Annotated in this window: 19 protein-coding genes; 11 read left to right on the top strand and 8 right to left on the bottom strand. The window is 54.0% G+C overall.

Translation table 11 applies throughout. From position 1 onward, the window contains the following. Positions 1-34: 34 nt before the first annotated feature. The 3 genes from C0557_RS12760 (at position 35) to tyrR (ending at position 4,272) form a co-directional block, all read left to right on the top strand. Positions 35-1,540 carry a YcjX family protein gene (locus tag C0557_RS12760; RefSeq protein ID WP_208662930.1) on the top strand — a complete coding sequence of 502 codons (1,506 nt, stop codon included), beginning with the start codon at positions 35-37 and terminating at the stop codon, positions 1,538-1,540. Further along, positions 1,537-2,586 carry a YcjF family protein gene (locus C0557_RS12755; protein ID WP_208658714.1) on the top strand — a complete coding sequence of 350 codons (1,050 nt, stop codon included), beginning with the start codon at positions 1,537-1,539 and terminating at the stop codon, positions 2,584-2,586. Before C0557_RS12760 ends, C0557_RS12755 begins: the two co-directional genes overlap by 4 nt. A gap of 144 nt (positions 2,587-2,730) precedes the next feature. After that, entirely contained in the window at positions 2,731-4,272 is a 1,542-nt protein-coding gene (tyrR, locus tag C0557_RS12750; protein WP_208658713.1) for a transcriptional regulator TyrR, read from the top strand. A gap of 36 nt (positions 4,273-4,308) precedes the next feature. Here the strand turns inward: tyrR and tpx are convergent, their stop codons facing one another. Continuing rightward, entirely contained in the window at positions 4,309-4,815 is a 507-nt protein-coding gene (tpx, locus tag C0557_RS12745; RefSeq protein WP_074776593.1) for a thiol peroxidase, read from the bottom strand. 116 nt (positions 4,816-4,931) lie between these two features. Here tpx and ycjG point away from each other — a divergent pair, with 116 nt between their 5' ends. Next, positions 4,932-5,897 (top strand): L-Ala-D/L-Glu epimerase, encoded by a 966-nt coding sequence (gene ycjG / locus C0557_RS12740; RefSeq protein ID WP_074776592.1) that lies wholly within the window; start codon positions 4,932-4,934, stop codon positions 5,895-5,897. Here the strand turns inward: ycjG and mpaA are convergent. Next, the gene (mpaA, locus tag C0557_RS12735) at positions 5,888-6,601 is read right to left on the bottom strand and encodes a murein tripeptide amidase MpaA (RefSeq protein ID WP_074776591.1); all 714 of its coding nucleotides are present in this window, start codon (positions 6,599-6,601) and stop codon (positions 5,888-5,890) included. The two genes, ycjG and mpaA, sit on opposite strands and share 10 nt — an antisense overlap. Positions 6,602-6,790: 189 nt before the next feature. Here mpaA and C0557_RS12730 point away from each other — a divergent pair, with 189 nt between their 5' ends. Then, positions 6,791-8,407, top strand: a complete 1,617-nt coding sequence (locus C0557_RS12730; protein ID WP_208658712.1) for an ABC transporter substrate-binding protein — start codon at positions 6,791-6,793, stop codon at positions 8,405-8,407. Between the two features lie 427 nt (positions 8,408-8,834). After that, complete coding sequence (locus C0557_RS12725; protein WP_007371969.1) at positions 8,835-9,023, top strand: YdiH family protein; 189 nt, start codon at positions 8,835-8,837, stop codon at positions 9,021-9,023. A 52-nt stretch (positions 9,024-9,075) separates the two neighbouring features. Here C0557_RS12725 and C0557_RS12720 read toward each other — a convergent pair whose 3' ends face one another. Both C0557_RS12720 and C0557_RS12715 read right to left on the bottom strand, forming a co-directional pair. Further along, positions 9,076-10,299 carry a sensor domain-containing diguanylate cyclase gene (locus C0557_RS12720; protein ID WP_208658711.1) on the bottom strand — a complete coding sequence of 408 codons (1,224 nt, stop codon included), beginning with the start codon at positions 10,297-10,299 and terminating at the stop codon, positions 9,076-9,078. Between the two features lie 96 nt (positions 10,300-10,395). Next, the gene (locus C0557_RS12715) at positions 10,396-12,531 is read right to left on the bottom strand and encodes a bifunctional diguanylate cyclase/phosphodiesterase (protein WP_208658710.1); all 2,136 of its coding nucleotides are present in this window, start codon (positions 12,529-12,531) and stop codon (positions 10,396-10,398) included. 452 nt (positions 12,532-12,983) lie between these two features. Between C0557_RS12715 and C0557_RS12710 the strand changes: the two genes are divergently transcribed. The 4 genes from C0557_RS12710 to dbpA all read left to right on the top strand — a co-directional run bounded on the left by C0557_RS12710 (position 12,984) and on the right by dbpA (position 17,133). Next, positions 12,984-14,162 (top strand): methyl-accepting chemotaxis protein, encoded by a 1,179-nt coding sequence (locus C0557_RS12710; RefSeq protein WP_208658709.1) that lies wholly within the window; start codon positions 12,984-12,986, stop codon positions 14,160-14,162. 147 nt (positions 14,163-14,309) lie between these two features. Then, positions 14,310-15,293, top strand: a complete 984-nt coding sequence (gene zntB / locus C0557_RS12705; protein ID WP_208658708.1) for a zinc transporter ZntB — start codon at positions 14,310-14,312, stop codon at positions 15,291-15,293. 272 nt (positions 15,294-15,565) lie between these two features. Beyond that, positions 15,566-15,733 carry a hypothetical protein gene (locus C0557_RS12700; protein WP_208658707.1) on the top strand — a complete coding sequence of 56 codons (168 nt, stop codon included), beginning with the start codon at positions 15,566-15,568 and terminating at the stop codon, positions 15,731-15,733. 29 nt (positions 15,734-15,762) lie between these two features. Next, positions 15,763-17,133 (top strand): ATP-dependent RNA helicase DbpA, encoded by a 1,371-nt coding sequence (gene dbpA / locus C0557_RS12695; RefSeq protein ID WP_074776585.1) that lies wholly within the window; start codon positions 15,763-15,765, stop codon positions 17,131-17,133. A 36-nt stretch (positions 17,134-17,169) separates the two neighbouring features. Here dbpA and ttcA read toward each other — a convergent pair whose 3' ends face one another. Further along, complete coding sequence (gene ttcA / locus C0557_RS12690) at positions 17,170-18,105, bottom strand: tRNA 2-thiocytidine(32) synthetase TtcA (RefSeq protein ID WP_208658706.1); 936 nt, start codon at positions 18,103-18,105, stop codon at positions 17,170-17,172. A 437-nt stretch (positions 18,106-18,542) separates the two neighbouring features. Between ttcA and C0557_RS12685 the strand changes: the two genes are divergently transcribed. After that, positions 18,543-19,832 (top strand): AppA family phytase/histidine-type acid phosphatase, encoded by a 1,290-nt coding sequence (locus C0557_RS12685; protein ID WP_208658705.1) that lies wholly within the window; start codon positions 18,543-18,545, stop codon positions 19,830-19,832. Positions 19,833-19,929: 97 nt separating this feature from the next. Here C0557_RS12685 and C0557_RS12680 read toward each other — a convergent pair whose 3' ends face one another. The 3 genes from C0557_RS12680 to nifJ form a co-directional block, all read right to left on the bottom strand. Then, positions 19,930-20,256: an antibiotic biosynthesis monooxygenase gene (locus C0557_RS12680; protein ID WP_074776582.1), complete on the bottom strand. Its 327-nt coding sequence runs from the start codon at positions 20,254-20,256 to the stop codon at positions 19,930-19,932. 69 nt (positions 20,257-20,325) lie between these two features. Beyond that, positions 20,326-20,538 (bottom strand): KTSC domain-containing protein, encoded by a 213-nt coding sequence (locus C0557_RS12675; RefSeq protein ID WP_208658704.1) that lies wholly within the window; start codon positions 20,536-20,538, stop codon positions 20,326-20,328. Positions 20,539-20,659: 121 nt separating this feature from the next. Further along, on the bottom strand, positions 20,660-24,184 hold the full coding sequence (gene nifJ / locus C0557_RS12670) for a pyruvate:ferredoxin (flavodoxin) oxidoreductase (protein ID WP_208658703.1): 3,525 nt from the start codon (positions 24,182-24,184) through the stop codon (positions 20,660-20,662). Positions 24,185-24,898 lie beyond the last annotated feature (714 nt).

Below are 24,898 nucleotides of genomic sequence, written 5' to 3'. Positions count from 1 at the left end.
TACGGCTTCACCCTAAGGGCAATGCAGCATGGCGATGGATCGAATTAAGAACGAACTGAATGCGCTGGTGAACCGCGGCATGGACAGGCATTTACGCCTCGCAGTTACCGGCCTGAGCCGCAGTGGAAAAACCGCGTTTATCACGGCGCTGGTCAATCAACTTCTTACCCTGCATGCTGGCGCGCGATTGCCGCTGCTGAGCGCCGTGCGCGAAGAGCGGTTGCTGGGCGTGAAACGCGTCCCCCAGCGCGATTTTGGCATTCCTCGTTTCACCTACGATGAAGGGCTGGCCCAGCTTTATGGCACGCCGCCCGCCTGGCCGACGCCAACGCGCGGCGTCAGCGAAATTCGTCTTGCGCTGCGTTTTCGCTCGAATGATTCGCTGCTGCGCCATTTCAAAGAGACCTCCACGCTCTATCTGGAGATTGTCGATTATCCCGGCGAGTGGCTGCTGGATTTACCGATGCTGGCGCAGGATTACCTGGATTCGCTGCTGCGCCATTTCAAAGAGACCTCCACGCTCTATCTGGAGATTGTCGATTATCCCGGCGAGTGGCTGCTGGATTTACCGATGCTGGCGCAGGATTACCTGAGCTGGTCGCGACAGATGACCGGGCTGTTACAGGGGCAACGCCAGGCGTGGTCGCAAAAATGGCGCGCGTTGTGCGCCGATCTCGATCCGCTTGCGCCAGCCGATGAGAACCGTCTGGCGGAAATTGCTGCCGCATGGACGGACTATCTCCATCAGTGCAAACGTGAAGGCCTGCATTTTATTCAGCCGGGGCGCTTTGTGCTGCCGGGCGATATGGCGGGTGCGCCCGCGCTGCAATTCTTCCCGTGGCCGGATGTCGATGGCGACGGCGAAACGAAACTGGCGCAGGCCGATAAACACACCAATGCCGGGATGCTGCGCGAGCGCTACAACTATTACTGCGAACATGTGGTGAAAGGTTTCTACAAACATCACTTTTTGAAGTTCGATCGCCAGATTGTGCTGGTGGATTGTCTGCAACCGCTGAACAACGGTCCGCAGGCGTTTAATGATATGCGGCTGGCGCTGACTCAACTGATGCAAAGTTTCCATTATGGCCAACGCACGCTGTTCCGCCGTCTGTTTTCGCCGGTGATCGATAAATTGCTGTTTGCCGCTACCAAAGCCGACCACGTGACGCTCGATCAGCACGCCAATATGGTGTCGTTGCTGCAACAGCTCATCCAGGATGCCTGGCAGAATGCAGCCTTTGAAGGTATCAGCATGGATTGCATGGGGCTGGCCTCGGTACAGGCGACGCAGAGCGGTATCATTGAGGTGAATGGCGAGAAAATCCCGGCCTTGCGCGGGCATCGTCTGAGTGACGGTACGCCATTGACCTTTTATCCGGGTGAAGTGCCCGCACGTCTGCCGGGGCAGGCGTTCTGGGATAAGCAGGGTTTCAGTTTCGAAGCTTTTCGCCCGCAGGCGATGGATGTGGATACGCCGCTGCCGCATATTCGCCTCGACGCCGCGCTGGAGTTTTTAATTGGAGATAAATTGCGATGAGCGAGCCGCTAAAGCCAAGAATCGATTTCGCCGGGCCGCTGGAAGCGGAAACCGACGCGCAGTTTAAAGGTGCGCAAACGTTTGACGCCCAACAGGCGGAGAAATTCTCGCCGCTCATCACCGACGATTTGCCTGCTGAGGGGCAGGCGGAAGCTGTCGTGGAATCCGCGCTGCGCCCGAAGCGCAGTCTGTGGCGCAAAATGGTCAGCGCCGGGCTGGCGCTGTTTGGCGTCAGCGTCATCGGTCAGGGTGTGCAGTGGGCGATGAATGCCTGGCAGACCCAGGACTGGGTCGCGCTCGGCGGCTGTGCGGCCGGGGCGTTGATCATCGGCGCCGGTGTCGGTTCGGTCGCCAGCGAATGGCGGCGGCTCTGGCGTTTGCGCCAGCGAGCGCAGGAGCGTGATGAAGCCCGTGATTTGCTGCACAGCCATGCCACCGGGAAAGGCCGCGCGTTTTGCGAAAAACTGGCGCTGCAGGCGGGCATCGATCATGCACATCCGGCAATGCAGCGCTGGTATGCCGCCATTCACGAAACGCAAAGCGATCGTGAAATTGTCAGCCTCTACGCGCACCTGGTGCAACCGGTGCTGGATGCGCAGGCGCGGCGCGAAATCAGCCGTTCAGCGGCAGAATCGACGTTGATGATCGCAGTCAGCCCGCTGGCGCTGGTGGATATGGCGTTTATCGCCTGGCGCAATCTGCGGCTGATCAATCGTATCGCCACGCTTTATGGTATTGAACTGGGCTATTACAGCCGCTTGCGGTTATTCCGCCTGGTGCTGCTGAATATTGCCTTTGCCGGTGCCAGCGAACTGGTGCGCGAAGTGGGAATGGACTGGGTATCGCAGGATCTCGCGGCGCGGCTTTCGGCACGCGCCGCACAGGGAATTGGCGCCGGGTTGCTGACGGCGCGTCTGGGAATTAAGGCCATGGAATTGTGCCGCCCTTTGCCGTGGCTGGATGATGATAAACCCCGGCTCGGCGATTTCCGTCGCCAGTTGATTGGTCAGCTTAAAGAGACCCTGCAAAAGCGGCCTGCGGAGTAAAAACGGCGCTGCGCGCTTATCTTTACAGCGTACTGCCGCTTTTTCCGTCAGGCTGTCAATATTTGTTGACAGACATCTTCCTGCCAGCCAGGAAGTGTCTTATCATCCTTTTAATACGTGAATGAAAAAAGGGTGGTTATTCCCATGCGTCTTGAAGTCTTTTGCGAGGATCGTCTTGGTCTGACACGTGAATTGCTCGATTTACTGGTGCTGCGTGGCATTGATTTGCGCGGCATCGAAATTGACCCGGTCGGGCGTATTTACCTCAATTTCGCCGCGCTTCAGTTCGATACCTTCAGTAGCCTGATGGCCGAAATTCGCCGTATTCCCGGCGTTACTGACGTTCGCACCGTATCATGGATGCCGTCTGAGCGTGAGCACCGCGCCCTGAGCGCGCTGCTGGAAGCACTGCCGGAGTCGGTACTGTCGCTGGACATGAAAAGTAAAATTGAGCTGGCAAACCCGGCCAGTTGCCAGCTTTTCACGCAGGATATCGACAAATTACGCAACCACAATGCCGCACAACTGATCCCCGGTTTTAACTTCCAGCGCTGGCTGGAGGGCAATCCGCATAACTCGCATAGCGAACATGTGGTGATCGGCGGACAAAACTTCCTGATGGAAATTACCCCGGTGCACCTGGAAGGGGAAACCGGCGAACCGATGCTGACCGGTGCCGTTGTTATGCTGCGTTCCACCGTGCGCATGGGGCGACAGTTACAGAATATCAGCCCGCAGGATACCAGCGCCTTCAGCCAGATTGTCGCGGCCAGCCAGAAGATGAAGCATGTTGTCGAGCAGGCGCGCAAACTGGCGACACTGACCGCACCGCTGTTGATTACTGGCGATACCGGTACAGGAAAAGATCTGCTGGCACATGCCTGCCACCTTGCCAGCCCGCGAGCGGCGAAGCCGTATCTGGCGCTGAACTGCGCATCGATCCCGGAAGAATCGGTCGAGAGCGAACTTTTCGGTCATGCGCCGGAAGGGAAAAAAGGCTTTTTTGAACAGGCTAACGGCGGCTCGGTGCTGCTGGATGAAATTGGCGAAATGTCGCCGCGTATGCAGGTCAAACTGCTGCGTTTCCTTAACGATGGTACCTTCCGGCGCGTTGGCGAAGATCATGAAGTGCATGTTGATGTCAGAGTGATATGCGCCACGCAACGTAACCTGGTGGAGCTGGTGCAGAAGGGGCTGTTTCGCGAGGATCTCTATTATCGCCTGAATGTCCTGACGCTGAATCTGCCGCCGCTGCGCGAACGCCCGCAGGACATCATGCCGCTGACGGAACTGTTTGTTGCCCGTTTCGCCGATGAGCAGGGCGTACCACGGCCGAAATTATCGCAGGATCTGCCGCCGCTACTGAATCGCTATAGCTGGCCGGGTAACGTTCGTCAGTTGAAAAACGCCATTTATCGCGCGTTAACGCAACTGGAAGGTTATGAACTGCGCGCGCAGGATATTCTGTTGCCGGATTACGACGCGGCTACGGTTGCAGTGGGTGAAGATGCAATGGAAGGTTCGCTGGATGACATCACCAGCCGGTTTGAACGTTCGGTGCTGACACAGCTTTATCGCAACTATCCCAGTACGCGTAAACTGGCGCGCAGGCTTGGCGTATCGCACACGGCAATTGCCAATAAGCTGCGGGAATATGGTTTAAGCCAGAAGAAAAACGAAGAGTAAAGAAAACCCGGCAGCGTTCGCTGCCGGGCCGAAATATCAGGCTTTCAGTACGTCAAGTGCCGCGGTGTAATCCGGCTCAGTGGTAATTTCATTGACCAGCTGGCTGAAAATAACCTTATCGTTTTCATCAAGTACCACGACAGCGCGTGCCGCCAGGCCTTTCAGTGCGCCTTCAGAAATGCTCACGCCGTAGTTTTCCAGGAAATCAGCGCTGCGCAGCGTTGACAGCGTAACCACATTGCTCAGGCCTTCCGCGCCGCAGAAGCGGGATTGCGCAAACGGCAGATCGGCAGAAATGCACAGAACCACTGTGTTGCTAATTTCAGTCGCTAACTGGTTGAATTTGCGGACAGAAGCTGCGCAAACACCGGTATCAATGCTCGGGAAAATGTTCAGTACTTTGCGTTTGCCCGCGAACTGCGCGAGAGAGACGTCAGACAGGTCTTTAGCCACAAGCGTAAACGGTTTGGCTTGTGCGCCAACCTGCGGGATTGCGCCTGCAACGGGAACCGGGTTGCCCTGAAAATGAACGAGTTGTGACATAATATCTTCCTGTTTACATATAGTTAACGTCCGGGCTAGTGTATGCCATCCGCCGAGACCACGGCAAACCAATTTTCATATCTATACTGGTTTACATTGCGGCAGAGGAGAGAGGAATGCGCAACGTTAAAGTTTATGAGGAAACCTGGCCGCTGCACACTCCGTTCGTGATCTCGCGCGGCGCCCGCAGCGAAGCGCGCGTGGTGGTGGTTGAACTGGAAGAAGATGGCATTAAAGCCTCGGGTGAATGTACGCCGTATCCGCGTTACGGTGAGAGCGAAGCGTCGGTCATGGCGCAGATACTCACCATTGTGCCGCAACTGGAAACCCGGCTCAGCCGCGAGGAGCTGCAAACGCTCCTGCCGCCCGGTGCTGCGCGCAACGCCGTGGATTCTGCGCTCTGGGATCTGGCGGCGCGCAAAGCGAACCAGACCCTGACACACTATGCAGGCGTTACATTGCCGCAAAATGTCACCACGGCGCAGACTGTGGTGATCGGCACGCCGGAGCAGATGGCGGCCAGCGCGGCGGCGCTCAGCGAGAAGGGCGCTCAGTTGCTGAAAGTGAAGCTTGACGATCACTTAATCAGTGAGCGGCTGGTGGCGATCCGCGCCGCTGCGCCCGCGGCGACACTGATTGTCGATGCCAACGAGTCGTGGCATGCCGAAGGCCTTGCGGCGCGCTGCCAACTGCTGGCGGATTTGGGCGTGGCAATGCTGGAACAACCGCTTCCGGCCGGGGCCGACGAAATGCTGGCTAACTTTATCCATCCGTTGCCCATTTGCGCTGATGAGAGTTGCCATACGCGGGAAAGCCTGGCGTCATTACACGGGCGTTACGAGATGGTCAACATCAAGCTGGATAAAACCGGCGGTCTGACGGAAGCGCTGGCGCTGGCCGACGAGGCCGCAAAGCAGGGTTTTGCGCTGATGCTGGGCTGCATGATCTGCACGTCGCGCGCCATCAGCGCGGCATTACCGCTGGCAAATCGCGTGCGCTTCGCCGATCTGGATGGCCCGACATGGCTGGCGGTAGATGTCGAACCGGCACTGCACTTTACCACCGGCACGCTTCATCTTTGAGGATCCCAGTGCAGTAATTCTGTCACCGCCGCGAGGTACTTTTCGCTCGCTTCGTCGGCGGAGATTGGCGGAAACTCAACGGTGATGCAGTGCAGACCGATATCCGCGCACCAGCTTCCAAAAGAGCCGGGCGTTTCGTAACCAACACTGGTGACCAGTGGCAGGGATAGCGCGCTGGACAACCATTGACCCAGCACGCTTTCCTGCGGATCTTCCACACATGCCAGCGGATCATGAAACGTCACCACCCATGCCGGGTGAATGCGATGAATCAACTGGCATAACGCCTGCGTTTCCGGTTCAGAACCGGGCGCGTCACCGGTCAGTAACACCACATCCCGTTCATCGGCGGCGCTGTTCCAGCGATAAACCGTTTCACCTGCTTTCCAGTTGGCGGCGGGAAAATTCCGGTTGAGATCGACGCCGTTGGCGTTCGCGCGCAGGCCAAGCTGACAACCGTCCGGATTGACCGCCAGGATCACATGATGATGGCGCAGATCGGCCTTCAGCGTGCGCAGGGCGCAGGAAAGCGTAACGACCGAGGAGTTTTCGTCGCCGTGCGTTCCGGCGATGATCAAACCGCTTTCGCGCGTGGCGACGGGTGCCGGAAACCAGATCAGCGGCGCGCCGAGCAGTGAGCGGCCAAACTCTTCGCTTCCGGGGGCAAAACGGCCCCGCTGCGGACGTGGACGTGTGACAGGCATAAGCTTCCTCTGTTCTGGCGTTTGCTTACAGCAAGTGTTGAGCAAAAATCGGTGTGACGCAAATCTTGCCACGCAGGGTAAATTACTGTCCATCATCAATTTTTTGACTGACCAGGTTTGCATTCCGGTATGTTAAAACAAATAATTACACTTCTATTGCCGGGAAATGACACATCAAAAGGGGATCCCATGACGCATCGAGTTTCCACGCTGTGCTGCGCGCTCTGGCTGTGCGGTTTTTCTTCTGTATCGTTTGCTGCTGACGTTCCTCCAGGCACGCAACTGGCGGCAACGCAGGAAGTTGTGCGTCATCTGAAAGACGAACCCGCCTCGCTGGATCCTGCAAAAGCCGTTGGTCTGCCGGAGATTCAGGTGCTGCGCGACCTGTTTGAAGGTCTGGTGAATCAGGACGAGAAGGGCAACATTATTCCCGGCGTCGCCAGCAAATGGCAGAGCAATGATAATCGCATCTGGATTTTTACCCTGCGCGACAATGCCCGCTGGTCTGATGGTTCACCGGTGACCGCAGAGGATTTCGTTTATAGCTGGCAGCGTCTGGTGGATCCGAAAATGACCTCGCCTTTTGCCAGCTTTGCGGCGCTGGCCGGGCTGGCTAATGCGCAGGAGATTACCGAGGGTAAAGCGACGCCGGATAAGCTCGGCGTCAGCGCGGTGGATGCTCGCACGTTGCGGGTGCAACTTTCCCGTCCCGTACCGTGGTTCCCGAGTCTTGCGGCCAGCTTCGCGCTCTATCCGGTACAAAAAGCGAACGTTGAAAGCGGCGCAGACTGGACGCGTCCAGGGCATCTGGTCGGTAACGGCGCGTTTGTGCTGAGCGATCGTGTGGTAAACGAAAAGCTGGTGCTCAGCCGCAACAAGCACTACTGGGATGACGGCAAAACCGTGATCAACCAGGTGACGTTTATGCCCATCAACCAGGAGTCCGCAGCCACCAAACGTTATCTGGCGAATGGCGTCGACATTACCGAATCTTTCCCGAAAAACCTCTACCAGAAATTGTTGAAAGATATCCCGGGGCAGGTCTACACGCCGCCGCAACTGGGCACCTATTACTACGCATTTAATACGCAAAAAGGTCCAACGTCCGATCCCCGCGTGCGTCTGGCGCTGAGTATGACGATCGACCGTCGGGTGATCGCGCAAAAAGTGCTGGGCACCGGCGAGAAACCCGCGTGGCGTTTAACGCCGGACGTGACGGCAGGTTTCACGCCGGAACGTTCACAGTTTGAATCGATGAGCCAGGCAGAACTGAACGCGCAGGCGAAGACGCTGTTGCAGGCGGCAGGTTACGGCCCGCAGCGGCCGCTTAAACTCCGGTTGCTGTATAACAGCTCGGAAAGTCACCAGAAGATTGCCATTGCGGTGGCCTCAATGTGGCGACAGAGTCTGGGCGCGGATGTGACGCTGCAAAACCAGGAGTGGAAAACCTATATCGACAGCCGTAACAGCGGCAATTTTGATGTGATCCGCGCGTCATGGGTGGGGGATTACAACGAACCGTCCACGTTCCTGTCGATACTGACATCCGGAAGCAGCAGCAATATTTCGCGCTTCAGTGATGAAAGCTATGACAAAGTGATTGCACAGGCGGCGCAGGAAACCAGCGCCAAAGCGCGTAACGTGGACTACAACGCGGCGGAACATCTTATTGCTGAAAAAGCGCCGATTGCGCCGATTTATCAGTACACCAATGGGCGCTTGATTAAGCCATGGCTGAAGGGATATCCGATTAACAACCCGGAAGATGTGGCATACAGCCGCACGTTATACATTATTAAACATTAATAAAAAAAATCCCCTTACGTCACGGGAAGTAAGGGGAAACTCATTGATTACGGAATGATTCCTGTCTTAGCAGGAGTGTTGAGAATTTTACTTAAGGAATGTGAAGGGACAATGGAGGAAATAAGGAGTGTTGCGGGAATGTGAATGACCATTCTCGGGCAGGGGCAAAAAAAGCCCGCTACATTGAGCGGGCGAAAAATACTGGAAGCAATGTGAGCAATGTCGTACCGAATACCTGAGTGTTTAACTCAACTATTCAGTATTGAGAAAGATAATCTTTATCATTTAGTGGCGCAACCCCTTTTTTTGTATGGTCGGCCGAAGCGGCATTTTCCGCGGGGAAACCCAACTCTTTTACGATTATGGTCAAAAAACAGACAGTATTCGGTGGTATAATAGAAAGGTGTTTATAACCGCAGAGGACGTTATGGAGACTGAATTAGACCCAACCCAACTGGCTATCGAATATCTGCGTCGCGATCGCAGCGCGATGACACCGGCCGAGTACCTCAAAAAACTCAAACGACTCCGGCTGGAGTTTGCGGATCTGCTGACCCTTTCGCATACAGAATTGAAAGAAGAGATCGATTTTGCCTGGCGGTTGGGCATTCATTAATACCGTAATAACGCCACAGCGCCCGAAAGCGGGCGCTTTTTTTTGCCTCCATTCAGGCGGCAAGCACCTGGTTACGACCGTTATTTTTTGCGCGATAAAGCGCTTCATCGACGCGACGGAACAGGGCATCAAGGCTTTCATTTTGCAAATGGCGCGCGACGCCAATACTGACGGTAAAGCCAGGCAGACCGGGCGTGGCGATGTTCACTACCGCCTGGCGGATGGCTTCCGCCACGTCCAGCGCGGTATCTATGCGGGTATGCGGCAACAACAGTAAAAATTCTTCGCCGCCCCAGCGAAAGACATAATCACCACTGCGGCTGTTGGCTTCCAGCGTGCGTGCAAGTTCGATCAGCACTTCGTCCCCGCACTGATGACCGAATTGATCGTTAATATGTTTGAAATAATCCGCATCGACCAGCAAGACGCAAAAGTCGAGCACGGTCGGCAGAACATGATCTGTCAGGTGATAAAACTGACGGCGGTTCAAAAGCCCGGTAAGAGCATCGCGGTGCGCAGCGTATTCCAGCTCCTGCTCGAGCCGCTTCTGTTCGGTAATATCATGAATAATGCATAACATCAGCCGTTCGCCGTATATCTCAATTGGCCCGGCGTAGGTTTGCACATGCCGTGTTGAGCCATCGGCCAACTGATGAATAAAATTGAGCGGCTTATGTCCACCGGGCAGCCTGGCGATTTCTGACATCACCGGCAGGACGTTGCGCCCCATAGTGTTAATTTCCCATGTATGCATTTTGCACATCTCTTCATGATCGTAACCATAAAAACGCAGAGCAGCGAGATTAGCATCCACGATCAGGCCATCGCGGACGGGATCGATAAGCAGCATTGGGGCTGACGTGGTATAGAAAAAACGGGCATAGAACCCTTGCTTACGCGGCTGGTAAGAGGAGGAGTGGCTGGCCTTTAACGCGGCGGCAGCGGCGCCACCGGAAATGCCTTCGAAAATGAGCACTTCACCGACAGTTTCAAATTCGCGCAGCACGGCGCGGCAGCTGATCGTACTCTCTTCACCGGAAGGGCAAATACTCCAGATTTCGACCACATCTTCGTGATTTTGCAGGCAGGGTAAATACATTGAGAGGCTGATCTGCGCAACGGCAGAAAAGAGGCCACTGCGCATTTCACGCAATGAACGACCCGCAGCCAGCTTCTGCGCCTGAGTGTTAGAAAATAGCAACGTTTCCGTGTCAGGGGCGACCACCCAAACCGGCGTGGAGAGGACATTCAGCGCATCCAGGTGATATTTAAGCATGGCTACTCCACTTATCGCGCAGGTTGCAATGTCGCCGCTGGCCAGACGTTGCGGCAATGTACTAACTTTATTGCAACACACATGAAATGTAGAGCCTTATGCAGGTTTTTTTTGTGACGGCTCTGAACATTCCAGTGACAACGCGAAAGGTTTATGTTTAAGCAGCGCTGAAATCTTCTCGACGGGTTGCGGACGGGCAAACAGGAAACCCTGTAAAAAAGCACAGCCCATATTGGTGAGCAGCGCATGCTGTTCTGCCGTTTCAATTCCTTCGGCGACCACACGCATATTCATCGAGTGGGCAATGTCGATTATCGTCGAGACGATTTTCACGTTGCGGCTATTTTCGCGAATATCTTTCACAAAACTTTTATCAATTTTGAGTTCAGTGGCAGGCAATTTTTTCAGCATCAGCATATTAGAATAGCCGGTACCAAAATCATCAATTGCCACCGTGATCCCCAACTGCGCAAACTGGGTCAGCAGATGAACGCTACGCTCAAGGTTTTTCAGCGCGGCGTTCTCGGTGATTTCCAGCGTCAGGCGGGTCGGGTCGACATGGTAACGGGTCAAGGCATCAGTGACCTGTTCATAAATATCATGCTGTTCAAACTGGCTGGGCGAGAGATTGATCGCCAGGGTCAGGTGGGGAAAACCCTGGGTATTCCAGTAATGTAACTGGCGACAGGCAGATTCAATCACCCATTGACCAACAGAGATAATCAGCCCGGTTTTTTCCAGCATCGGCAGAAACGTTGCCGGCAGTAAAACCCCCTGCTGCGGGTGACGCCAGCGCAGCAGGGCTTCGAATCCGGCAAGGGTTTGTTCGGGCGCGGTATATTGCGGTTGATACCAGAGTTCAAACTGATTGCGCGTTAGCGCCTGCGACAAATCCTGCAAGAACTGCGGTGCATCGGCGGTTTTCTGCGCCATTCCGCTGTGATAAATCGCCCAGCCGTTGCGACCTTCCTGCTTAACGCTGTACATGGCAGTGTCGGCTTTCAGCTTCAGCTCATGGGCGTTTTCGCCGTGCTCCGGATAAAAACTCACCCCGGCACTAAGCGATACATTGATGACATGGCTTAATTCATAAAAAGGGTGCTGAATGGTGGCGATCAGGCGGCGAATCAGGGCGTCAACTTCTTCCTCGCTGGTCTGCGGCACCAGCAGCGTAAATTCGTCGCCGCCGAGTCTGGCCAGCGACATTTTGTCATTAATGCAGGCTGAAAGCCGTTCTGCCACCGCGACCAGCAGCCGGTCGCCAATATGGTGCCCCCAGGCATCATTCACCAGCTTGAAGCGATCCAGATCCATATAAATCAGCGCGAAGGTCGTCTGCTCTTCTGCTGCGCGATTCAGGCAGGAATCCAGCAAAATATCGAGCTGAATACGGTTCGCCAGCCCGGTGAGGGGATCATAATGCGCCTGTTTCTCCAGTTGCAGGTTTAACTGGCGCAAACTGTCGGTCAGGCGTGCTGTTCGCAATTGCGAATCGATCATCGAGATAAACAGCATGATGCCAAAAATCACCAGCGTCGTAGTGGCGACCCACAGCGACAGTCCTTGCTCACCGACGCCGCGGCTCATGATATGTATCGCATCGTTATGTACGATAATGCCGAGCCCATCATTACTGAAGGTTGCGGCGCTCATGCCGGTATAGTGCATGGCGCAAATGGCAATGCCCATCACCAGCGAGGCAAAAACGCGATTAATAAAGACGCCATGCGTATTTTGCCGCAGGCTGAACGCCAGCCACAGCGCGACCCAGGCGCTGGCAATGGCAATCAGCAGCGACAGCGCCACCAGCGGGATGTTCCAGTAAATGCTGACGAAACTCATCATTGCCGCCATGCCGATATAATGCATCGACACCACGCCGCTGCCGAGGACGAGAGTGGCGAAAATCAGGCGCCTTGTCGGTAAGGTATGGCCGCTGACGGCAATGTTGAGCGACAGCGTGGAGGCCAGCAAAGCAATAACAAATGAGAGGATGGTTAACTCAAAATCATAATGCATCATTACCGGCATTTTCATCGCCAGCATACCGACAAAATGCATTGACCAGATGCCCATGCCCAATGTGGCTCCACCAGAAATCCGCCAGAACAGGGCGCTACGAGGTTCTGAGTTCAGCACTTTACCTGCACTATCCAGTGCGACAAATGAGGCAATGAATGCCACCAAAAAAGAGATGCCGACCAGAATAGGGTCCCACGAAACATAAAGCATATGTCATCCACGCAGGCAAAAGAGTTGATATGTAATCCTGGCACTAATTTTAGCAACTAACCTGATGAATTTAATGGTTGCGCTGAGTTTATTTTTTGCAAGGACAAATTAATAAAGATGGAGCGTCTTTTATTTATCGACATTAATGGCAGGAACTTAAAAAAAGTGGATGATTTAAGCAAGGCTAAAATTAAATTAAGAAAAAATATGCTGTGAGACTCACTGAGTGACTCTGGTTTTATATGATATATTTGGGCGGTGAATTCCTACTTTAGCGAGTTATCAGGTTTCTTGTATTGTGATTTCGGTTGTTATGTAGATGAATGTCATGACTTAATCTAAATTAATATCATTTAGCCGTGAACATTGCGCAGTATCAATTTCGCCGTGTAAAAGTATATTTCGAATGCTATAACGATCTTACCTTCTTCCGCTGTTTGGTGGGCATCACTATGTTAAGACATATTAGTGTTAGGACGTTTATTATTTTATTTTTGCTTTCTTCTTTTATTCTCATGGAAGCTTTAGTGATCACTCTCTCAAAAAATGCCCCCCTGATTATGACCACTTCAGTTGTTTCCATTACTTCGCTCGCATTACTTTGGCTGTATATGACGCAATATTTAGTGACGCCGATTAATACCGTTAAAAAAAGCATAGAAGAGGTAACCTCGGGAAATCTTTCTATTGTTATTCCTGAATTTGGAAATAACTGCGCCGGTCGCTTAATACCTGGAATCAACTCACTTTCTGCCAGCATCGCTACCTTAGTCAGAGAAATTCGCGCCTCTTCGGATTCTGCCCTCGATCTTTCCGCTGAACTGGCCGCGCGCAGTGCTGACCTCTCCGTTAAAACCGAGGAGCAATCCGCTGCGCTGGTACAGACCGCCTCCAGCATGGAACAGATGGCTTCCACCACCAAAAATAATGCCGACAATACGCGCATCGCCAGCATCCGTGCGAAAGATGCGACAAGCAGTGCGTTAAAAGGCGGCGATTTAATGGGGCAGGTTGCGAAAAATATGCAGTCAATTACCGAATGTGCCAATCAGATGACGGAGATTATTTCGATTATTGACGGTATCGCTTTCCAGACCAATATTCTGGCGCTCAATGCGGCGGTAGAGGCGGCGCGTGCAGGCGATCACGGGAAGGGGTTCTCCGTAGTGGCCGGTGAGGTGCGTAGCCTTGCGCATCGCAGCGCTGAGGCGGCGAAAAATATCAAATCCCTGATTGCTGAAACGACAGATAACGTGACGCAGGGCGCGACAGTGGTGAATGAAGCAGAACAAAACATGCACGATATTGTTTCCGGCGCGAGCGTGGTCAGTAAGTTGATGGATGAAATTGCCGTCACGACGCTGCAACAGGAAAAAGGTATTTCGCAGATCACCCTGGCGTTGGCGGAGCTGGAAAAAGTGACACAGAGCAACGTCACCACGGTTGATGAACTTGCCGGTTCCTCTGACGTGCTGAAACATCAGGTCGAGGAGTTACAAAAACGGACCGGTAAATTTCGTCTGATCGAGAGCGCTCCGACAGCACAGACCGTATTGTCGCCAGAAAAACAGCACCAGCGCGTCAAAACGCCGGTTTTGCGTAATCAGGAAAATTACTGGCACTCTTTCTGAAGATATTCGCACTGAACAACAAGGCCCGGGAAACCGGGTTTTTTATTTGCAGTTTGCATGAATTTGTTAACAAATTCAGCGTGATGATTGCTTAAGATTCTCATCCGGCTAGACTGACAGCAATACCTTGCTGATTTTGGAGGCGCTGTGGAAGTACTAAAAGGCTCCGGGGTGAATGTTCCGGATGCGGTTTTTGCGTGGCGGCTGGATGGAAAAGGCGGCGTTAAGCCGCTCGAAGATGATGACATTATTACTGAACAAACACCGTGCTGGGTGCACCTGAATTACACCAATCAGGAGAGCGCGCAGTGGCTGGCCTCAACGCCGTTGCTGCCGAACAGCGCGCGTGATGCGCTTTCCGGCGAAAGTACTCGCCCACGCGTAAACCGGCTGGGCGAGGGAACGTTAATTACGCTGCGCTGTATTAACGGCAGCACCGATGAACGCCCCGACCAGCTCGTGGCCGTGCGGTTATACATGGATTCGCGGATGATTGTCTCCACGCGTCAGCGGAAGGTCATGGCGATGGATGATGTGGTCAGGGATCTGGAAGAGGGCTCCGGTCCGACGGATAGCGGCGGCTGGCTGGTGGATGTTTGCGATGCGTTGACCGATCACGCCAGCGAATTTATTGAATCGTTGCACGACAGGATTATCGATCTGGAAGATAACCTGCTCGATCAGCAAATTCCGCCACGGGGCATTCTGGCGTTGCTGCGCAAACAGTTAATTGTTATGCGCCGCTATATGGCGCCGCAGCGCGATGTTTTTTCCCGGCTGGCCAGTGAACGTCTGGCGTGGATGAGCGACGATCAGCGCCGTCGGATGCAGGATATCGCCGATCGCCTCGGGCGCGGCCTGGATGAGATCGATGCCTGCATTGCCCGTACGGCAGTGATGACGGATGAGATTACGCAGGTGATGCAGGAGTCTCTGGCGCGACGAACTTATACCATGTCGTTGATGGCAATGGTTTTTCTGCCGAGTACCTTTCTTACCGGCTTGTTTGGCGTCAATCTGGGCGGCATTCCGGGAGGCGGCTGGCAATTTGGCTTTTCGATCTTCTGCGTGATGTTGGTGGTACTGATCGGCGGTGTTACCTGGTGGTTGCATCGTAGTAACTGGCTGTAAAATTTCACTTTTTTAACATTTTTTGAACATAAAAACGCCAGATAGTTTGAGCGAGGTCAATAAACACAATACCTATTCAGGGCAATATTTCTCTCGCAGGTGAATGCAACGTCAAGCGATGGGCGTTGCGCTCCATATTGTCTTACTTCCTTTTTTGAATTACTGCATAGCACAATTGATTCGTACGACGCCGACTTAATGAGTCGGCTTTTTTTTGCCTCTTTTTTACCTGCGTCTACCCTTAACAGGTATCTCACGTAAAGGAGGCGATGATGAATACACGCAATTCCTCACATCTCAGCGATCCGGTTCCGACCGATCCGATCCCGATTCCCGATCCCATTCCACATCCGCAACCGATGCCGGACCCGCCGCCGGATGAAGAACCCATTAAGATGTCGCGTAAACAGGGCAGATCTGAGAGGATACGCGCCTGCTGATCTCAGCCCTTTTATCGCGAGACTTTATTGTGACCGCTTTTTCAACCTTAAATGCTTTGCCCGCCGCCCAGATCGAGAATCTTAACGATCTGGGCTATCTCTCTATGACTCCCGTCCAGGCCGCTGCGCTGCCTGCCATTCTCGCCGGAAAAGATGTCCGCGTGCAGGCAAAAACAGGCAGTGGCAAAACGGCGGCATTTGGGCTGGGCTTATTGCAACATATTGATGCCAGCCGTTTTCAGACGCAGTCGCTGATTTTATGCCCGACGCGTGAGCTGGCCGATCAGGTCGCCAGCGAGTTACGCCGTCTGGCGCGCTATATGCCCAATATCAAAGTGCTGACCCTGTGCGGTGGCCAGCCTTTCGGCGCGCAGCGCGATTCATTACAGCATGCGCCGCACATTATTGTTGCCACGCCGGGGCGTTTGCTCGATCACCTGCAAAAAAACACCGTTACACTGGATAGCCTGCAAACGCTGGTTATGGACGAAGCCGATCGTATGCTCGACATGGGATTCAGCGAAGCGATTGATGACGTTATCCGTTTTGCGCCAGCCTCGCGGCAGACCCTGCTGTTTTCCGCCACCTGGCCGGAAGCGATTGCCGCCATCAGCGGCCGCGTCCAGCGCGACCCGGAAACCATTGAAATCGATAGCGTCGATGCGCTGCCCGCCGTTGAACAGCAGTTCTTTGAGGTTTCCCGTCAGGGCAAAGCCGCACTGTTGCAAAAGCTCTTAAGCGAGCACCGTCCGGCTTCCTGCGTGGTGTTCTGTAATACCAAAAAAGATTGCCAGGAAGTGTGTGATGCGCTGAACGCTGCAGGGCAGAACGCACTGGCGCTGCATGGCGATCTGGAACAGCGCGACCGCGATCAAACGCTGGTGCGTTTTGCCAACGGCAGCGCGCGCGTGCTGGTGGCGACCGATGTCGCGGCGCGCGGTCTCGACATTAAATCGCTGGAGCTGGTGGTGAACTACGAGCTGGCGTGGGATCCGGAAGTGCACGTACACCGTATTGGACGCACTGCGCGCGCGGGTAATAGCGGCCTGGCAATCAGTTTCTGTGCGCCGGAAGAGGCGCAGCGCGCCAACATTCTCGCGGAAATGCTGCAACTGAAGCTGAACTGGTGCAACGCACCGGCCAACGTCAAAGTGGTGCCGCTGGAAGCGGAAATGGCCACGCTGTGCATCGATGGCGGTAAAAAAGCCAAAATGCGTCCCGGCGATGTGCTGGGCGCGCTGACTGGCGATATGGGGCTGGATGGCGCAGACATCGGTAAAATCACCGTACATCCGTCGCATGTGTATGTGGCTGTTCGCCAGAGCGTGGCGCGTCAGGCGTGGAAGCAGTTACAGAACGGGAAGATTAAAGGCAAAAGCTGCCGCGTACGGCTGTTGTAAAACCCGCCTCTCTGCACGCAGCAGAGAGGCGGTGATTTATTTCACTTCAATGACGTTAAGACGCAGTTCATCGAGCTGCGCGTCATCTTCTTCCGGCTGCCAGCCAGCCGGCTGCAACGGGATCTCTTCGCGGTCAAACGCCAGATCGCCGCCGTTAACCACTTCCGAACCGTGCGTAATGCCTTTGAAATCAAACAGATTGATGTCGCTGAGATGCGACGGCACCACGTTCTGCATGGCGCTGAACATGGTTTCGATGCGCCCTGGATAACGTTTGTCCCAGTCACGCAGCATATCGGCAATCACCTGGCGTTGCAGGTTCGGCTGCGAACCACACAGGTTGCACGGAATGATCGGGAAACCTTTCGCTTGTGAAAAACGCTCAATATCTTTTTCGCGGCAGTAAGCCAGCGGGCGGATCACAATGTGTTTGCCGTCATCGCTCATCAGCTTCGGCGGCATGCCTTTCATTTTCCCGCCGTAGAACATATTCAAAAACAGCGTTTGCAGAATGTCGTCGCGGTGGTGGCCCAGTGCAATTTTGGTCGCGCCCAGTTCACTCGCCGTACGATAGAGAATTCCACGACGCAGGCGAGAACAGAGAGAACAGGTGGTTTTGCCTTCCGGGATCTTCTCTTTCACGATGCCGTAAGTGTTCTCTTCCACAATTTTGTACTCAACGCCGAGCGAATCCAGATACTGCGGCAGAATATGCTCCGGGAAACCCGGTTGTTTCTGGTCGAGGTTGACCGCCACCAGCGAAAAATTGACCGGCGCGCTCTGTTGCAGGTTGCGCAGAATTTCCAGCATCGTGTAGCTATCTTTGCCGCCGGAAAGGCAGACCATAATGCGGTCGCCTTCTTCAATCATATTGAAGTCGGCAATGGCTTCGCCGACGTTACGACGCAGACGTTTTTGCAGTTTGTTGAGGTTGTACTGCTCTTTCTTTGTAATCTCTTGTTTCTCGGTCATTGTTTCTTTTCTCTGGGAGCGTCGGGAGCACGACGTGGGCAAACCAAATCCACAAGGAAAAACCGATCATTCCCCGTGATAGCACGATCCTGGTTCATTACCTCTGTCCATGCTCCATAAGCCATTTGCGCGTTTTTATGCCCCATCCGGCTGGCAATAAAATACAGATTAGCGCCGGCACTCAAAAGCCAGCAGGCAAAAGTATGCGCGTATGGTACGGATTCCGGCGACGAATGCCAGCGCGTTTTACGAGCGCATTTCATCTTGCCCCTGCACAGGATAAAGAATAGTGTGGTTTTCGTTCGCTTTTGTTGGTTCGCTGAATATAAACATCATGCATTTTACCGTCTTCTGTCCGTAGGATCTTCCTCAAACCTGTATCGTCCTGGCAGGAAGAAATATCCTGTTATCTATTAACAGCAAGGGAGATGTAAGCAGTGAACACCTTGATTGTTCGTTTCATTTTTTTAACGCTGATATTCGGTTCGGTTCCAGCGCTTGCTTCGGGAAAGAGCGAAATGACGCTGGAGCGCGTGGTTATCCTCAGCCGCCATGGCGTAAGGGCACCGACAAAATCCACCGCACTTATGCAAGACGTCACACCTGATCAGTGGCCGCAATGGGACGTGCCTTTAGGATGGCTGACGCCGCGTGGAGGGCTGCTTATTTCTGAGTTGGGGAAGTATCAGCGTCTAAGGCTGTCAGGGAAAGGTCTGCAAGGTGATAAAACTTGTTCGTTTGCTCAGGTCGCTGTCATTGCCGATACGGATCAACGAACGCGTAAAACCGGTGAAGCATTTCTTACCGGGTTCGCGCCAGAGTGCCATATCCCGGTGCATTATCAACAACAGACCCGAACAGATCCTGTTTTTAACCCCATAAAAACGGGTAAATGTTCATTCAACACCGTCAAGGTGAAAGAGGCGATTCTGAACCGGGCCGGAGGCGATATTGGGCACTACACACAACAATACCAACCTGCGTTTCAGGCCCTGGAAAAGGTTTTAAATTTCTCTCAGTCAGAAAAATGTAAATCAACCGGGCAGAATAATGATTGCTCATTAACCGGAGCCTTACCCACAAAACTCAACGTCACACCGGATAATGCTTCGTTAACCGGTGCATGGGGACTTTCTTCAACGTTGACAGAGATATTCCTGCTCCAGCAGGCTCAGGGTATGCCACAAGTGGCCTGGGGACGGATAGCGGGGGAGAAAGAATGGGGCGAGTTATTAAGTCTGCATAACGCGCAGTTTGACCTTTTGCAAAGAACGCCGGAAGTGGCGCGTAGCAGGGCAACGCCCTTACTTGATTTGATTCGCACTGCGCTGGTAACGAAAGGGGCAGCCGAAAATAGCTATGGCATTAACTTGCCGGTTTCTTTGTTATTTATTGCCGGGCACGATACCAATCTGGCTAATATTAGCGGGGCATTAGGTCTTAACTGGTCGCTTCCCGCGCAGCCCGATAATACTCCGCCAGGCGGTGAGCTGGTTTTCGAAAGATGGAAACGGCTCAGTGATAATAGCGACTGGATTCAGGTTTCGTTTGTTTATCAGACACAGCAGGAGATGCGAGAAATGCAGCCTCTATCGCTGGAAAATCCCCCCGGTAAAGTGGATCTGAAGCTCACGGCATGCAACGAAAAAAATGCGCAGGGAATGTGTTCGCTGGCAAGTTTTTCAGCACTGATTGAGTCAGTGCGTGTGCCTGCTTGTGGTTTATAAATAAGCGGCTGTTACCGAAAAATATCCCCACCGCCCATGCCCGCAACGCCGACAGTTTTTTCACTCCGGCATGTTGTCGGGCAGTAAAATCGATGGATTATTCCTGCGGCGCAGCAAACGAATACTCTTTTTCAACCTTGCAAATGCGCGTGGTGAAGGAGTGATACCACTTTTCCCGTCCGGTTTTCTGCGCCATCACGTGCTCCGCATTGGCTTTCCAGTTTTTAATCGCGTCAAGCGAATCCCAGTATGAGACGGTAATGCCCACTTCCTCACGGGCAGAATCGACACCGAGAAAACCCGGCTGGTTAACCGCCAGTTCCATCATACGATCGGACATTGCACCATAACCGTCATCAACCGCTGTGCGCACGGAGGTAAAAATCACGGCGTAATAGGGCGTGGAGGGGCTGTTTTTTGACATTGCGGTTTCCGTAATAAGGGTGAAAAATCGTATCCTGGCAGATTATAAGAACGGCGGGCAGCTACCTGTTCAGGCGACTTTTTTTTCGGGAAATTTTCCCCTGATCACGCCATCATAAAAGCGGCCTTTCGAGACGACGGTCAGAAACACCGTGAAGATCCGCTCCGGAACGTTCTGATACTGATAAATGCTTTTATCGTGAAAACAGATTTCGAGCGTGCGGTTGCGGCTGTCATAACCAATGGACGAAATGCGTGATGAGGTTACGGGATGATATCGCATGCTGTTCGCTCCTTGCCGCCCGGGAAAACTGATTATTAACGTAGCTTGCGGATGGTGTCATGCGAAATCCGTGCGTTAAAAAAACCACCGGCGCTAACCGGTGGCTTTTTAGGCAGTTCGCTTATTCTGTTGGGTTTTTCTCTGCTTTTCCGGCCAGTTGCGCGAGGAAGTCATAGCGTTTTTGCAGGTCGGCGGCGGCATCTTTCCACAGTTGCTCTGCCACTTCCGGCTGCTGCGCATTCAGACGACGGAAGCGCTGCTCATTGAGCAGGGTTTCCGCCAGCGCGTCAGAAGGCGGACGTGAATCCAGCGCCAGCGGGATTTTGCCTTCCTCTTCGCGACGCGGATCATAACGGTAGAGCGGCCAGAAACCGGTGGCGGTCAGCTGACGCATTTGATCGTGGCTCAGCGCCAGGTCGTAGCCATGCTCTTCGCACGGGCTGTAAGCGATGATCAGCGATGGCCCCGGATAGGCTTCCGCTTCCTGAATAGCTTTCACAGTCTGGTTCAACTGTGCGCCAAGGGAAATCTGCGCCACATAAACGTGTCCGTACATCATCATGCTGACGCCCAGATCTTTGCGCGCTTTACGTTTACCGTGTTCGCCAAATTTAGTCACCGCGCCCAGCGGCGTGGCTTTTGATGCCTGGCCGCCGGTGTTGGAGTAGCACTGGGTATCGAGCACCAGAATATTGACGTTTTCGCTCAGACTCATCACATGATCCAGCCCGCCGAAACCAATGTCATAGGCCCAGCCATCGCCGCCAATCAGCCAGATCGATTTCTCAACCAACGCATCGGCATCGGTCAGAAGTTGCTGCGCATCCTCAACATTGGTCAGTGCGTTGCGCAGTTCGGCAACCTGTTCCCGGCGAACGTCCGGCGTGGCCTCCTGATGAAGTGCGGCAAGCAGTTCAGCCGGAATATGGTCGGCAAATTGATTCACCAGACGCATCACACGCTGGCGGTGCTGATCGACGCTGAGACGGAAGCCAAGGCCAAACTCGGCGTTATCTTCAAACAGCGAGTTCGCCCACGCCGGTCCGCGCCCGTTGGCGTCTGTGGTATACGGCGTTGAAGGCAGATTACCGCCGTAAATGGAGGAACAGCCGGTAGCGTTGGCAATCATCATCCGGTCGCCATACAACTGGGTCAGAAGTTTGATGTACGGCGTTTCACCGCAGCCGGAACAGGCACCGGAATATTCAAACAGCGGGGTGATCAGTTGCGAAGTACGGATATCAATGCGTTCCAGCGTGCTGCGGTCGATCTCCGGCAGGCCAAGGAAGAAGTCATAATTCACTTTCTCTTCTTCCACATGTTCAAGGCGCGACATCATATTAATGGCCTTGATGTCCGGGTTCTGGCGATCTTTTGCCGGGCAGACTTCAACACACAGGTTACAGCCGGTGCAATCCTCCGGCGCGACCTGCAAGACATATTTCTGCCCGCGCATATCGCGCGATTTCACGTCCAGTGAATGGAGCGTAGCGGGAGCCTCCGCCATCGCCGCCGGAGAAACTACTTTCGCGCGGATCGCCGAATGCGGGCAGGCAGCAACACAGTGGTTACACTGGGTACAGAGATCTTCTTTCCAGATCGGGATCTCTTCCGCAATATTGCGTTTCTCCCAGCGGGTGGTGCCGACCGGCCAGGTGCCGTCCGGCGGCAGGGCGGAGACCGGCAGCGCATCGCCAAGGCCCGCCAGCATGGCGGCGGTAACGGTTTTGACGAAATCCGGCGCCGCATCGGAAACCACTGGCGGGCGGTGCGCGCTCTGCGGGTTGACCGGCTCCAGCGGCACTTCAAACAGTGATTCACGCGCCAGCGCCAGCGCCTGCCAGTTGCGCTCAACCAGTTCCTGACCTTTGCTGCTGTAGCTTTTGGCGATTGCGCCCTGCAATTCAGCCAGCGCGCTGTCGCCCGGCAATACCTTGGTCAGATGGAAGAACGCCATCTGCATAACGGTATTAATACGCGCGCCGAGGCTGCATTCGCGGGCGATTTTCGCCGCGTTGACCACAAAGATACGGGCTTTTTTCTGATTCAGCACCGCCTGAACTTCCTGCGGCAGGCGCGACCACACTTCCTCTGCGCTGTAGGGCGTATTGAGCAGGAAAATACCGCCCGGTTTCAGCCGTTCAGCCATCTGGTATTTATCGATAAACTGCAACTGATGGCAACCGACAAAATCCGCCTGCGAGACCAGATAGGCAGAGTTGATAGGTCTTTCGCTGACGCGCAAATGCGAAACCGTCAGGCCGCCCGCTTTTTTCGAGTCATAGACAAAATAACCCTGCGCATACCACGGCGTGGAGTTGCCAATAATCTTGATATTGTTTTTGGTCGCCGAGACGCTGCCATCGCTGCCCAGCCCGTAAAATAGCGCTTCCAGTTTCGCGTGCGACGGCAGGGTATTTTCCGGCAGCGGCAGCGAGAGGTTGGTCACGTCGTCGTAGATACCGACAGTAAAACGCGGTTTGGGTTTTGCCGCGCGCAGTTCGTTAAACACCGCCAGCACGCATTCCGGGCCAAACTCTTTGGACGATAAACCATAGCGCCCGCCAATCACACGCGGCAGGGTTTCCCGTTCGCCATGATTAAAGGCTTCCGCCAGTGCCGTCATCACATCAAGATAAAGCGGTTCCGCCAGCGCGCCCGGCTCTTTGGTGCGATCGAGCACGGCAACAGTACGCGCGCTTTCCGGCAGGACCGCCAGCAGATGCGCGGCGCTGAACGGGCGATAGAGGCGAACTTTCAGCACGCCGACTTTCTCGCCGCGCGTCAGCAACTCATCTACCACCTCTTCGCAGGTACCAATCGCTGAACCCATCAGCACAATCACGCGATCGGCCTGCGGATGGCCGTAGTATTCGAACGGTTTGTAGCGGCGCCCGGTGGCTTCGGCAAAATCGTTCATTGCCTGTTCGACGTGAGCGTAAACCGCGTTGTACCAAGGGTTGGTCGCCTCGCGGGACTGGAAGTAAGTGTCCGGGTTAGCCGATGTGCCGCGAATGACCGGATGCTCCGGGTTCAGCGCGCGGGCGCGGTGTTCGTCAATCTCCTGCTGTGGCAGCAAATTGCGGATAGTGTCGTCCGCCAGCGGCGTAATCTTGTTGATTTCGTGCGAGGTACGGAAACCATCAAAAAAGTGAATGAACGGCACGCGGCTTTTCAGCGTGGCAATATGCGAAATTAGCGCGAAATCCTGCGCTTCCTGCACGCTACCTGCAGCGAGCATGGCGCAGCCGGTCTGGCGCACCGCCATCACATCGGAGTGATCGCCAAAAATGGAGAGGGCATGGGTAGCCACGGTACGCGCTGCGACGTGCAGTACAAAGGGCGTCAATTGCCCGGCCAGTTTGTACAGCGTCGGGATCATCAGCAGCAGCCCCTGCGATGAGGTAAATGAGGTTGAGAGTGCCCCGGTTTGCAGTGCGCCGTGGACGGCTGCAATAGCCCCGGCTTCCGACTGCATTTCAACAACGCGGGGCGTGTCGCCCCAGACATTCTTCAGACCGTTACCGGCCCAGGCATCAGCCTGCTCAGCCATCGTTGAACTGGGCGTTATGGGATATATGGCGATAACTTCACTGGTACGAAAGGCCACCGAGGCCACTGCGCCATTACCGTCAATCGTGATCATATGGATGCTCTCATTACTTAATTATAAGATTTACAACAATTTTGTGTGCTGACGCTTCCCATCATGTGGTGCAGCAGAACGCCATTTTTAATTTAGTCTGTCTGGCTGATCTGCATTGTGCTCATTCATCCCGTTCCCCTGGACGTTGTCGCCCATCAGCAAACCATGTAACTCTGGTATACGCGTACGTGGCATTAAGTATCAGCGGTCGATATGCTTGCCGTGCCTTTATCCAGTATAAACAGCCAGAGAACTGAGATATTTGATCTGATGTGCCTGGCCAGTATTTATCATGTGAATGAATTCGTTGCGTTCCGGCGGATCGGGCTCAGGTTTTGCTTTCCTCATCAGCACTATGCGTTCGAAAGATTTTTTTGTGCATCTTTCAATGTATCGCACTCCGTCAACCGTACCCTTCGAACAAAAAGCAGATCTGTCATGTTTCTGCTAACCGATTCACAGTTACGTCGCACTATCACAGAAAAATACACTGAAATGCAGCCGGCTATTTTCCCGTAAGTAGCACTCTTGACTTTGCTGGTACTAATCTTGCGTAAAACGTTCTGTAACCCTGGCGTAAAGTTGGGGGGACGGCCAGATAGCAGCATAGTGTTGAATTTTAGCGCCATGATGGCTGGGATATTCGATGAAATTGTCAGAATTTCCTCTAACATTGGATGTTATTTTACCGGTAGCACCACTTGCATCGTGGGC

It is taken from the genome of Kosakonia sp. MUSA4 (genome assembly GCF_013085925.1).
GTDB lineage: Bacteria > Pseudomonadota > Gammaproteobacteria > Enterobacterales > Enterobacteriaceae > Kosakonia > Kosakonia sacchari_B.
This window is presented reverse-complemented; position numbering and strand designations above follow the sequence as displayed.

Coding starts and splice junctions, on each gene's coding strand:
- C0557_RS12680 (WP_074776582.1), bottom strand. CDS start 20,256: ATGTCAAAAAACAGCCCCTCCACGCCCTATTACGCCGTGATTTTTACC.
- C0557_RS12725 (WP_007371969.1), top strand. CDS start 8,835: ATGGAGACTGAATTAGACCCAACCCAACTGGCTATCGAATATCTGCGT.
- mpaA (WP_074776591.1), bottom strand. CDS start 6,601: ATGCCTGTCACACGTCCACGTCCGCAGCGGGGCCGTTTTGCCCCCGGA.
- C0557_RS12710 (WP_208658709.1), top strand. CDS start 12,984: ATGTTAAGACATATTAGTGTTAGGACGTTTATTATTTTATTTTTGCTT.
- tyrR (WP_208658713.1), top strand. CDS start 2,731: ATGCGTCTTGAAGTCTTTTGCGAGGATCGTCTTGGTCTGACACGTGAA.
- C0557_RS12675 (WP_208658704.1), bottom strand. CDS start 20,538: ATGCGATATCATCCCGTAACCTCATCACGCATTTCGTCCATTGGTTAT.
- C0557_RS12720 (WP_208658711.1), bottom strand. CDS start 10,299: ATGCTTAAATATCACCTGGATGCGCTGAATGTCCTCTCCACGCCGGTT.
- C0557_RS12755 (WP_208658714.1), top strand. CDS start 1,537: ATGAGCGAGCCGCTAAAGCCAAGAATCGATTTCGCCGGGCCGCTGGAA.
- C0557_RS12700 (WP_208658707.1), top strand. CDS start 15,566: ATGAATACACGCAATTCCTCACATCTCAGCGATCCGGTTCCGACCGAT.
- ttcA (WP_208658706.1), bottom strand. CDS start 18,105: ATGACCGAGAAACAAGAGATTACAAAGAAAGAGCAGTACAACCTCAAC.
- C0557_RS12730 (WP_208658712.1), top strand. CDS start 6,791: ATGACGCATCGAGTTTCCACGCTGTGCTGCGCGCTCTGGCTGTGCGGT.
- tpx (WP_074776593.1), bottom strand. CDS start 4,815: ATGTCACAACTCGTTCATTTTCAGGGCAACCCGGTTCCCGTTGCAGGC.
- ycjG (WP_074776592.1), top strand. CDS start 4,932: ATGCGCAACGTTAAAGTTTATGAGGAAACCTGGCCGCTGCACACTCCG.
- C0557_RS12760 (WP_208662930.1), top strand. CDS start 35: ATGGATCGAATTAAGAACGAACTGAATGCGCTGGTGAACCGCGGCATG.
- nifJ (WP_208658703.1), bottom strand. CDS start 24,184: ATGATCACGATTGACGGTAATGGCGCAGTGGCCTCGGTGGCCTTTCGT.
- C0557_RS12715 (WP_208658710.1), bottom strand. CDS start 12,531: ATGCTTTATGTTTCGTGGGACCCTATTCTGGTCGGCATCTCTTTTTTG.